We start from the raw sequence: 11668 nt of genomic DNA, 5'->3' as shown, positions 1-11668 counted from the left end.
TCGTATTTATTTCAACATTTTTTATTTTTAAACCATTAAGACATTAAGAAAATTAAGATTTTAAAATGCTTTAGGAACCATAAAGGTTTAATTTTTTAGTAAAATATCGATAATTCTTTCCGAAGCTTTTCCGTCCCAAAGTTCAGGAATTCCTCTTTTATGCAGATGTATATCAGCAGCTGTAAATTTTTTATATTCTTTTTCAAGATTTTCAATAGTAATTCCAACTAAAGTGTTGGTCCCAATTTCAATAGTTTCAGGTCTTTCGGTGGTGGTTCGCATGGTGAAACACGGAATTCCAAGAACGGTCGTTTCCTCAGAAATTCCACCAGAATCCGTAATCACGGCAAAACTGTTTTTTATCAAATACATAAAATTCAAATACCCTTGTGGTTCTACAAACAGGATGTTTTTCAAATTCAAATCTTTTTCTCCCAGAATAGCTTTGGTTCTGGGGTGAATTGGAAAAATTATTTTTTTATCTCCAACCATTTGATCAATCCCTTCTAATAAACGAATCAATGCGTGTTCTTCATCTACATTCGATGGTCGATGTAATGTTAAAATGATATAATTTCCGGTTTTTAAATCATAATCTGACCAAAAATTGGGAGGCGAAATTCGTTCCAAATTTTGATATAAAGTATCAATCATGACGTTTCCCACAAAGTGAATAACGGAAGTCGAAACGCCATTTTTTAATAAATTATCCGACGCAGAGGTTGAAGTTGTAAAAAAATAATCGGTGATGCTGTCGGTAACAATTCTATTAATTTCTTCGGGCATTGTCATGTCTCCAGAACGTATTCCGGCTTCGACATGAGCGACTTTTATATTCATTTTTTTTGCAACAATGGCACATGCCATGGTCGAATTTACATCACCAACCACAAGAACTAAATCACACGGATTATGAATCAGCTCTTTTTCAAACGCAATCATAATTGCTCCAGTTTGCTCTGCTTGCGAACCGCTTTTTACATCTAAATTTGCGTTTGGTAGCGGAATATTTAACTCTTCGAAAAAAGTATCGCTGAGGTTTTTGTCATAATGTTGACCCGTATGCACTAATCTAAAAGTCATGGTTTCGCCTTCGAATTGCTTGTTTTCAATCGCTTTGATGATGGGTGCGATTTTAATAAAGTTAGGTCTTGCGCCTGCGATTATTGTTATTTTCATTTGTTTGTCATTGCTAGGAGTTGCGAGGCACGAAGCAAAGCAATCTTCTTCCTTTTGTTAGTTTATTTTTTGTAACCAATTTTAGTTCTTGGTTTTACATTTTCTTTTTTATCGGTTAATTCATCTAAATAAGAGAAAACCAACTCGATATGTCATTGCGAGGTACGAAGCAATCCCGTGATTTTCTAATTTCTTTTGCATTTGAGCAATGTCTAACCTAATTTCGGTAGTGTCCAAAAGCATTTGCCTCACTTTACTAAATATCCGCATAATTTGAATATTGGTCTGAATGGCTTTGTCGCTATTCAAAACACTTAACAACATTAGAACTCCGTGTTCTGTAAAAACGGAAGGTAATTTTCTAGTTCCACCCCAACTTGATGTCACAAATTGTGATTTTAAGTTGTCAAACTCTAATTGAGATAATTCAAACATAAAATCTTCGGGAAATCTGGATATATTTCTTTTTACAGCTTGTTTTAAAACTCTGGTTTCAATCGCATAAAGTGCCGCTAAATCACGATCCAGCATCACTTTTTGGTTTCTGATAAAGTAGATTTTATTAGAAATCAATTCTTCAGAAAGTAGTATTTCGTTATTCATAAATTACTTTTTAATTGCTGCAAGGTCGCAAATTGCTACCTTAAAGGTCTTGAATTCACAATTTGTTTTATCAAGATTGAATTTTGGAATCACAATTTGCGTCCTCCAATTTATTTCACCATAGTAACAAACTGCTTTAATTTTCCGCTTTTACTTCTTTCGATTTTTTCTTTTCGGACGAAACGGAAAATCAAACCACTTTCTAAATAAGTGGTTATTGCCTTTTCAATATTTTGAATTTGGCTTAAAGTCAATTCTTTTTGACTTACATATTCAATTTCAAATGTATCAATTTTAGTCTGTTTTATGACAAATTCTTTGACATTTCCGTCGTCCTCAATGATGCTTTTGGTTACGTAATAAAACGTCAATCCAGGCGATTTTTTTCCGCTTGGTAAAATCGCAACATCATTTGTTCTTCCAATTAATTTTTTGAGAATTGGGTTTTTGAACGTGCTTTTTTCATTAAGAATCCCAATGTCGCCAATGTCATATCTAATAAACGGATGCGCTTTATTGTACAATGAAGTAATTACAATTTTACCTTCTTTTCCGTTTGGTAAAACGTTGTTTTCTTCATCTAATATCTCTACCAAAAGCGTTTCTGAGTTTACAAGCCATTCACCTGAAGGATTTTGAAACGCTATTAAATCAAGTTCTGAAGCACCATATTCATTAACAACAGGAACTCCAAATTGTTTTTCCATTAGAATTTTGTCATCGTCAAAAAGCATTTCTGAAGTTACAACACAACATTTTAAAGTGGGACACATCGAGGTTAAAACAATGTTTTTTTTCTGTAAAAATTTAGCAAATAAGACTATCGAAGAAGTATACCCGTTGATGTAATAAAATTTTTTAGATTGAAATTTTTTTAAAATTTTTGCTAGAACTACGTCAGATAAATTAAATATCGAGAACCGATACCGATTGCCCATAAAATCTTTAATTCGCTCTTTTTGATTGCCTATAAAATCTAATGGAATTCCATAAAAACGAGCTTGCAATGATGCATTAAAATCAATTCCAAACCAGCTAAACCTATCGATAATAGTTGCCCAAGTTAGTGCGTGACAAAATTTATCTTTTGCAAAAATAAACGGATCTCCGGCAGAACCAGAGGTTTTGTTTACATAAACTGTTCTTGGGGTAAACCCATTTGAAAGCCTTTCGGCAAGGGGTTTTTGAAAATCTTTTTTTGTCATTATCGGCAAGTCGTTCCATCCCGACACTTCGGGATTAACAGCTTTATTTCCAATAAATTTTTGATAAGAAGGATTGTTTTTTAAATGATATTCAACAATTTCTTGTTTTTTGTTGTCCAGAAAATTTTTGAAATCTTGTTCCGGAATAGATTTGATTTTTTGCAATTCAGCTTTAGCTTCCTTTATTGGAAAGCCATTTATTTGTAGCGATAAATAGAAAAGACGAAGCATTTTATCAATATGTTTTACCAAAAATAATATATACCAACAACTAATGACTAAGAACCATCACTTTTTTATAAATTAATTATTTTTTAACTCTAAAAGCAATTATTTTTGCGCTTCACAAGTATAACAGAACAAGTTTTAGAAAAAGATTCTGAAACAAGTTCAGAATAAACAACACAATGACAATTTTACTTTTAGGTTCGGGCGGAAGAGAGCACGCTTTTGCATGGAAAATGATTCAAAGTCCGCTTTGCGACACCCTTTTTGTAGCACCAGGAAACGCAGGAACTGCAGAGATAGCAACAAATGTCAACCTTAATATTTTAGATTTTGAAGCCATAAAAACTTTTTCGCTTGATGAAAAAGTAACTATGGTCGTTGTTGGTCCAGAAGATCCATTAGTTCACGGAATTTACGATTTCTTTAAAAACGATGACGATTTAAAACACATTCCAGTTATTGGTCCGTCTAAAAAAGGTGCACAACTCGAAGGAAGTAAAGAATTTGCCAAAGAATTTTTGATAAAACACAATATTCCAACTGCTGCTTACGATAGTTTTACTGCAGAAACCGTAGAAAAAGGATGCGAATTTCTTGAAACTCTTCAACCACCATACGTTTTAAAAGCAGATGGTTTGGCAGCAGGAAAAGGCGTTTTGATTATTCACGATTTGGCGGAAGCCAAAACAGAATTAAGAAACATGCTAGTTCATGCAAAATTTGGAGCCGCAAGTTCTAAAGTTGTAATCGAAGAATTCTTAGACGGAATTGAGTTGAGTTGCTTTGTATTAACGGATGGAAAAAATTATAAAATTCTGCCTACAGCCAAAGACTACAAGCGCATTGGCGAAGGCGACACAGGCTTGAATACTGGTGGAATGGGAGCCGTTTCTCCAGTTCCGTATGTAGATGCGGTTTTGATGGAAAAAATAGAAACACGTATCGTAAAACCCACAATCGAAGGTTTCCAGAAAGACGGAATTGAATACAAAGGCTTTGTTTTTATTGGGTTAATCAACGTAAACAACGAGCCAATTGTGATTGAATACAACGTGAGAATGGGCGATCCAGAAACCGAAGTCGTTGTGCCAAGAATGAAAACAGATTTAGTAGAATTATTTCAGGCTGTAGCCAATGAAAAACTAGACGAAATAACGCTTGAAATAGACCCGCGAAGTGCCACAACAGTTATGGTAGTTTCTGGTGGTTATCCTGAAGATTTTATGAAAGGAATGGAGATTTCGGGATTGGATAAAGTTATAGATTCAATCGTTTTTCATGCAGGAACAAGAATGAATAATGGAGCAGTGGTGAGTAATGGCGGAAGAGTATTGGCGGTAACATCTTACGGAGATGATTTTCAAGAAGCCATAAAAAAATCTTATCAAAACATAGACAAGCTCCATTTTGATAAGATGTATTTTAGAAAAGATATTGGCTTTGACTTACTTAGTTAAGAAAGAATGAGCCGTTGTATCTTGGTTTTCTTCGCCGTTATCTTGATGTAATTTTAATTGTTTGCACCAATAAACAATTGCATAAGCGCAGATACACATCAAAATCCAATTGACAGTATTTGCTCCAAACCATGATTTAAGTTCTAACGAACGTAAAAGATCAAGTGGTGCAAACAAGATATCCACAAATAAGTATTGTATTCCTTCAAAAAATGCTTTCATGTCATTAATTTTATTTGTTAATTCTAATCATTGTAAATAGTAATTGTATTTATTTTAATAAAAAAAATTACTTGTCTCGTTTCCTCTTTGAACAAGTATTATATTTACAGTCACAAAAGTATAAAATATCTCTATGATAACAAGTGTTTTTAAAAAATCTACACCATTAAATTTGATTTTGGTTGTAATTTTAATGCTGGTTTTCTTTTTTATAGTTCAATTCCAAGATTCGTCTCTGACCTATAGTGCTTCTTTGATTCTAAAAAAGGCATTATTATTCACTGTTTTATTGAGTTCTGTTTTTATAACAAACTTTATTGCAAAGAAAAACGGTTTGAGTAAAGACAGTAGCTACACTATTTTCTTTTATTTATTATTTATCCTTTTTTTTTCAACGATATTTGAAAATACAAACATATTACTTGCTAATTTTTTTATTTTATTAGCACTGCGCAGGTTAATCTCGCTGCAATCCCTCAAAGCATCTAAAGAAAAAATATTTGATGCTTCGTTATGGATTTTTGTAGCTGCTTTATTTCATTTTTGGGCAATTCTCTTTATTTTTTTGGTGTTTATCTCTATCCTTTTTCATGTATCTAGAGATTATAGAAACTGGATACTGCCTTTTATTGCTTTTATTGCAGTAGGAATTATTTTCCTGTTTTTCTCAACATTTTATAGTATAAACGCATCAGAATTTATAATTAATGGAGCCACTACAAATTTAGAAATTGATTATTTTACAAATAATTATCAAAACATAGCCTTTTCTATTTACACAACTATTGCATTGTTTTTCATCATTTCTATGGTGATTTCCTTGCCTAACAGACCGTTATTATTGAATGCATCATTTAAGAAAATAATTACATCTTTTATTATTGGAGCAATACTATTTGTAATTTCTCCAGACAAAAGCAGTGATTTATTACTTTTTACTTTTGCTCCTTTAGCCATTATGGCAACCAGTCACATTGAATTGAAACAGCTCAAATTGAAACAGGAAATGGTTTTATTTGTGCTCATTATTTGCAGTCTATTTACATTTTTCTCACAACTATAATTTTTTACCGTAAGCTAAATCTCCAGCATCTCCAAGTCCAGGAACAATGTAGTTTTTATCATTTAGTTTTTCGTCTAAAGTGGCAACCCAAAGATGGCAATTTGAAGGCAAATGTTTTTCGAGATAGGCAATACCTTCGGGTGCAGCAATAATAACCGCAAGATGAACCTCTCTTGGAACACCTCTGTTTTTTAATTTATTAAAAACTGCAACCATAGACTGGCCTGAAGCTAGCATGGGATCTATAAGTAATAAATTTTTATTTTCGATATTTGGAACCGCTTCATATTCTACTAGAATATCAAAAAAATCATCGTCGTTTGGATGGTGTCTAAAGGCTGAAACAAAACCGTTTTCGGCATTGTCAAAATAATTTAAAAACCCCAAATGCAGCGGTAAACCTGCACGAAGTATGGAGCACAAAACCAATTGATCTTCAATTTCAGTAGTTTTTTTTATGCCAAGTGGCGTTTGAATATCGATTTTTCGATACTTTAAATTTTTGCTTAATTCATAAGCCATTATTTCGCCTATTCGTTCAATATTTCTTCTGAAACGCATACTGTCGTTTTGAACATTTACGTTTCGGATTTGGCCTAGAAAATGATTGAGAACACTATTGGCTTCTGATAAATAATGAATTTGCATAATTACAATTTTGGAATTAAACTTCTTAAGAATTTTTACATTCCATAAAAGTATAAAAAGTATCTTTGTATTTATAAAAAATAAAATTATGTTTTCAAAATTAGCCTATACCGTTTTTGAACAGAGTATTCAAGATTATCATTTATTTGACAATGTGGATCAGCCTATTAATAATCCTTTTCCAAAGGAAAAAGTAGAACATTTATTGTATCTAAAAAATTGGATAGACACCGTACAATGGCATTTTGAAGATATTATTCGCGATCCAAATATTGATCCAGTTGCCGCTTTATCCTTGAAAAGAAGAATTGATGCTTCGAATCAAGAACGCACAGATATGGTGGAATATATTGACGGCTATTTTCTTCAAAAATACATTCACGTTAGCGTAAAAGACAATGCTAGAATCAATTCTGAAAGCCCTGCATGGGCATTTGATAGACTTTCAATTTTAGCTTTAAAAATTTATCACATGAATGAAGAAGCAACTCGGGCTGATGCGTCTCAAGATCATAGAGATAAATGCCAGTCAAAATTAAACGTGCTTCTTGAACAAAGAACCGATTTGTCCACTGCCATTGATGATTTGCTGTATGATATTGAAAACGGAGATAAATTCATGAAAGTCTACAAACAGATGAAAATGTATAACGATGATGATTTGAATCCGGTTTTGTATCAGAATAAGAAGTAATTTCTAATTGTAAGAAACAAATTTGTCTATGATAACTATTGAAAAGCTTAAAAAACTTAAAGAGTCAGAAGACAAAGTTGAATTTAAAAAAGGACTGGGTGGGAATATTTCTTACAATGGAGGAGCTAAAATAAATTCATCAGACAGAAGACGCTGTATTCTAGGCTATGTAACCGCACTTTGTAATGAAGAAGGCGGGCTTTTTGTTGTTGGAATGACAGATAATTACCCCCATGATGTTGTTGGAACAAATCAAAGTCTCGGTGTTATTGGAGAACTTGAAGCAAATATTTACAGAGACACGGGAATAAGAACCGTAATTTATGAATTGTTTGAAGACAAAAAAAGAGTTTTAGTTATTGAAGTTCCTTCTCGTCCGGCAGGAAAAATTTTTAAGTTTGAAGACGTTCCGTTAATGCGAGTTGGAGAGAGACTTGAACCAATGGATGATGCAGTTTTTTTAAAGATAATAAATGAACAAGAACCTGATTTTTCGCAACAAATCTGTGAAGATTTAAATGTTTTTGATTTAGATGAAAAAGCAATAACATTTCTTAAAGAAAAATATGCTTCAAAACAAAACAATCCAAATTTTAAAACACTTTCTAATGAACAATTGTTATCCGATTTAGAACTTTTAAAAAACGGGAAATTAACAAATGCAGCATTAATTCTTCTTGCAAAAAAAGAAGTCTTAAACGACAAGCTTCCTCAAGCCGCTGTTATGTTGGAGTATCGAAATGCTGAAAATCAAATACAATTTGATAATAGAATTGTTTTTTCAGAACCTTTTTTTATATTAATTGATGAGCTATGGAGTACTATTAATTTAAGAAATGGTAGTTTTCCTATTCAAGATGGAGCCTACATTTTTAATATTCCTTTTTTTAATGAAGAAGTTATTAGAGAGTCAATAAATAATGCGATTACGCATAGAGATTACAGAAAATCATCAGAAATAGTTGTAAAACAATTTCCTCAAAGATTAGACATAATTAATGCAGGAGGTTTTCCTATAGGTGTTAACTTAGAAAATCTATTAAAAACACCAAGCACTCCAAGAAATAGACTTTTAGCAGATGTTTTACAAAAAACAGGAATTGTAGAACGATCTGGACAAGGAGTTGATAAGATATTCTACAATACACTTATTGAAGGAAAAGCTGAACCAGACTATTCTAAATCCGATTATTTTCAAGTAAATTTAAAATTATCAGCCGTTATAGAAGATAGAGCATTTGCATTATTTATAGTTGCGGTACAAGAAGGATTGCCAGAAACAGAAAAATTATCTGTTTTAGAAGTTATTACTTTAAACATGATAAAAAAGAATGTGGCTAAAAGAAATTTAGACACCGAAATAGTTTCTAAACTTTTAGAAAACAAATTTATAGAAAAAAGAGGTCAAACAAATGCTCTTTATTACATTCTTTCAAAAGATTATTATGAGTTCACAGATGAAAAAGCAAAATATTATAATCTTCAAGAATTAGATGAGAGTGAGGTTTTAACTAAAATAATACAATTTATATATAAAGAAGGAAGAGCAAAAATGAAAGATTTTGTTGGTCTTTTTGAAGATAAATTATCAAGAAAACAAGTAAGATTTAGAGTAGAAAAATTTGTATCAAATAAGATACTTGAACAACAAGGAGAAGGATCAACGTCAACTTATGAAATTGCAAATGAATATTTAAATCAAATGGAAGTAATTTCAGAGGCAATTACTAAAACATTAAACGATTTAGACAACAAGAATGAAATGGCCAAGAAAAGACCAAGAAAAGATAAGTAAATTGTTAGTAACTACGCTTTTTTGTGAATAAGTCTGCTCGAGAAGCTTGATTTTCAAGAGATTTGTATAAAATGAAATGGCCAAAGAATGGCCAAAGAACAGCGAATTAATAGTAAAAATTGTCAAAAAAACTCCAACATATCGCCGTTATGAGACTTTCTGCAATGGGAGATGTCGCCATGACGGTTCCTGTTTTACGAGCTTTTGCAAATCAATATCCGGAAATCAAAATCACAGTTGTTTCTCGACTTTTTTTCAAACCCTTTTTTGACACGATTCCTAATGTTTTTTTCTTTGCTTTCGACGAGAAAAATAGACACAAAGGATTTATTGGTTTGTTGCGATTGTTTCGAGATTTGCAAGTTTTAAATATTGATGCTTTTGCGGATTTACACAATGTTTTGCGTTCTAAAATTATCCGAACACTTTTTGCTTTGAACGGGAAAAAAGTCGCTTCGGTTGATAAAGGCAGAGCCGAAAAAGCAGCTTTAACACGCGCCGACAATAAGATATTCAAACCCTTGACTACAATGTTCGAAAGACACGCAAAAGTGTTTCAAGAATTGGGTTTCAAAGTAGATTTATCGCATCCTAAATTCCCTGAAAAGGCAGTTTTATCGAATGATATTTTGAATATACTAGTTGAGAATGAATCGATTCCCGATTTCTCGGGAATTCGAATTGGAATTGCGCCTTTTGCACAATACGATTCTAAAGTGTATCCGCTAGATTTAATGCAAGAAGTTATAACTGAATTAGCGTTGAATAAAAACAATAAAATTATTCTTTTTGGTGGTGGAAAAAAAGAAATTGAAATACTAGAATCGCTTTCTAAAGATAAAGAAAACGTCATAAATGTTGCAGGAAAAATCAAATTTCAGCAAGAATTAAATCTTATTTCTACTCTCGATGTCATGCTTTCCATGGATTCAGGGAATGCTCACATTGCAGCAATGCTTGGCGTGAAAGTGATTACACTTTGGGGCGCAACACATCCTTTTGCTGGATTTTTACCATTTAATCAACCTATAGAAAACGCATTGAGGTCCGATAGGAGTCAGTTTCCAAAATTACCCACTTCGGTCTACGGCAATAAAAAAGTAGCCGGTTATGAGGATGCAATGCGAACGATTTTACCAGAAATGATAATTAAAAGACTAACCATATAAGGTATTTAAGGTCATTTAAGAAAAGGGTTTGTAAATAATTTAGGAAAGTTTTTGAATCTTATATGATGCTTGAAACCATTTTATTAATTAATTTTGGTTTAAATCGAAAATCTTATTTTAACCACATTTTAAAATCAAATAGTATGGTAGTTCAATATCAAGGGAAACAAAACGGAATTCCTACAACATTTACTATAAGAATCATTGGAAATAATTTATCGAAGAGCAGTTCTAATTACCAAATTGATTTATTAGTAGGGGATAAGCAATTGCCCACTTTCACCACATTAATACATCAGAGTTTGTCGAATTGTTTAAAGGAAATTTACTTGTTTAGAAAGTACAATAATATTGAGTTTGACGCTTTTTCAGAGAACATATCGACGAAATTAGTTCCTTACGATTTGGCTTTATACAACTACCACAAACACACCTTGTTTGTGGCATAGCCCCATTTCTTATCATTCTAAAAATGGTGCGTAGCTATAAATCTCTTTTTTTGGATTTTTAACTTTCGTCTCTTGGCTTGGCGTTAGTTGGGGATTTGGTTAGCCAAATGTATAAATCAAAGACCTAACTTCCAAGTACAAAACCAACTTTAAAGTTCGCCTAAAACCCCAATTGCGCCAAACCGCTGTTGGCAAATCGTTTTTTACTTTAGTTGTTTTTTCTCGCATAGGTCAAATTCCATTCCTGTTTTTTCAAATTTCAAATCACAATTATTTTTTCCTATTCCAAGTTCCAAAAATGTATTTTCAGTTTTTTGTTTGTCAAGCGTTTTATAAAATTGGTCAAAAAAGTAATTCTTCCGCAATTTTAAATACTGTCGTCCTTCAGGACCAGCGTAGTATTCCATATTTGCATAAATAACTTCGTACTCACCAATTTTCCATTTCCAGCTTATTTTTTCTGAGCCTGCTATAATTCCGATTATTTCAAGACCTAAAAATATAATTCCGAATGCGAGTGTTGGTAATACAAGTAAAATCTTATAACGCCATTTTTTGATATATACGAAAATAAAAATCACAAAAACGATTAGCGTTGTCGTTCCGATTTCCAATGTTTTGTCATTTACTAAATTAAAATCCGAATAATAAACTGCAAATTCGATAGCAATAATTACTATTAAAATCATTCCGATTATGTTCAAGATTTTGTCATATCCTAAAATACGTTGACCTTTTTTTAGGTTAATAATTGATTCAAATTTAAACTTAATTGCCGGAACATTGATAAGTTTTTTAAAAAATTCCCTTCGGGGTTTAAAAACTTATCAACATTCCTACGATGCAAAATCAGGAGTTTTGCTTCGTTTATAATTTTTATTTATTTGTTTATTGTATTGTAAATGAACTTCTTGTGGTTTTTTAAAATCCAAACTCCAGTGCATTCTTAAATTATT

The 11668-nt window shown here is 32.0% G+C and carries 12 protein-coding genes; 6 read left to right on the top strand and 6 right to left on the bottom strand.

The genetic code is table 11. The features are described 5' to 3' along the window. Positions 1-87 precede the first annotated feature (87 nt). The 3 genes from wecB to RMO53_RS08455 form a co-directional block, all read right to left on the bottom strand. Positions 88-1179: a non-hydrolyzing UDP-N-acetylglucosamine 2-epimerase gene (gene wecB / locus RMO53_RS08465; RefSeq protein WP_310379646.1), complete on the bottom strand. Its 1092-nt coding sequence runs from the start codon at positions 1177-1179 to the stop codon at positions 88-90. Between the two features lie 120 nt (positions 1180-1299). Beyond that, on the bottom strand, positions 1300-1782 hold the full coding sequence (locus RMO53_RS08460; protein WP_310379644.1) for an ORF6N domain-containing protein: 483 nt from the start codon (positions 1780-1782) through the stop codon (positions 1300-1302). A 110-nt stretch (positions 1783-1892) separates the two neighbouring features. Continuing rightward, on the bottom strand, positions 1893-3218 hold the full coding sequence (locus tag RMO53_RS08455; RefSeq protein WP_310379643.1) for a phenylacetate--CoA ligase family protein: 1326 nt from the start codon (positions 3216-3218) through the stop codon (positions 1893-1895). A 176-nt stretch (positions 3219-3394) separates the two neighbouring features. On the opposite strand from RMO53_RS08455, the gene purD reads away from it, so the two are divergent. Next, a complete protein-coding gene (gene purD, locus RMO53_RS08450) occupies positions 3395-4672 on the top strand; it encodes a phosphoribosylamine--glycine ligase (protein WP_310379642.1) in 1278 nt (425 codons plus the stop codon). Here the strand turns inward: purD and RMO53_RS08445 are convergent. Beyond that, a complete protein-coding gene (locus tag RMO53_RS08445; RefSeq protein WP_310379639.1) occupies positions 4661-4894 on the bottom strand; it encodes a DUF6341 family protein in 234 nt (77 codons plus the stop codon). The genes purD and RMO53_RS08445 overlap by 12 nt on opposite strands. 133 nt (positions 4895-5027) lie before the next feature. On the opposite strand from RMO53_RS08445, the gene RMO53_RS08440 reads away from it, so the two are divergent. Continuing rightward, positions 5028-5957, top strand: coding sequence for a DUF6427 family protein (locus RMO53_RS08440; protein ID WP_310379638.1), 930 nt, complete (start codon positions 5028-5030; stop codon positions 5955-5957). On the opposite strand, the gene upp is transcribed toward RMO53_RS08440, so the two are convergent. Further along, the gene (upp, locus tag RMO53_RS08435; protein WP_310379636.1) at positions 5952-6605 is read right to left on the bottom strand and encodes a uracil phosphoribosyltransferase; all 654 of its coding nucleotides are present in this window, start codon (positions 6603-6605) and stop codon (positions 5952-5954) included. The genes RMO53_RS08440 and upp overlap by 6 nt on opposite strands. Before the next feature lie 88 nt (positions 6606-6693). On the opposite strand from upp, the gene RMO53_RS08430 reads away from it, so the two are divergent. From RMO53_RS08430 to RMO53_RS08415, 4 genes are all read left to right on the top strand, one after another. Then, positions 6694-7299, top strand: coding sequence for a DUF4254 domain-containing protein (locus tag RMO53_RS08430; RefSeq protein ID WP_310379634.1), 606 nt, complete (start codon positions 6694-6696; stop codon positions 7297-7299). Positions 7300-7327: 28 nt separating this feature from the next. Then, positions 7328-9094 carry an ATP-binding protein gene (locus RMO53_RS08425; protein WP_310379633.1) on the top strand — a complete coding sequence of 589 codons (1767 nt, stop codon included), beginning with the start codon at positions 7328-7330 and terminating at the stop codon, positions 9092-9094. Positions 9095-9243: 149 nt separating this feature from the next. After that, complete coding sequence (locus tag RMO53_RS08420) at positions 9244-10263, top strand: glycosyltransferase family 9 protein (RefSeq protein ID WP_310379687.1); 1020 nt, start codon at positions 9244-9246, stop codon at positions 10261-10263. 143 nt (positions 10264-10406) lie between these two features. Next, a complete protein-coding gene (locus RMO53_RS08415; RefSeq protein ID WP_310379632.1) occupies positions 10407-10712 on the top strand; it encodes a hypothetical protein in 306 nt (101 codons plus the stop codon). Positions 10713-10915: 203 nt separating this feature from the next. Here the strand turns inward: RMO53_RS08415 and RMO53_RS08410 are convergent, their stop codons facing one another. After that, a complete protein-coding gene (locus tag RMO53_RS08410; RefSeq protein ID WP_310379631.1) occupies positions 10916-11401 on the bottom strand; it encodes a hypothetical protein in 486 nt (161 codons plus the stop codon). Between the last annotated feature and the right edge of the window lie 267 nt (positions 11402-11668).

Origin of the sequence: Flavobacterium sp. (genome assembly GCF_031409475.1) — a bacterium.
Lineage (GTDB): Bacteria > Bacteroidota > Bacteroidia > Flavobacteriales > Flavobacteriaceae > Flavobacterium.
Note: the sequence above shows the minus strand (reverse complement) of the source record. Positions and strands in the feature narration are given on the sequence as shown.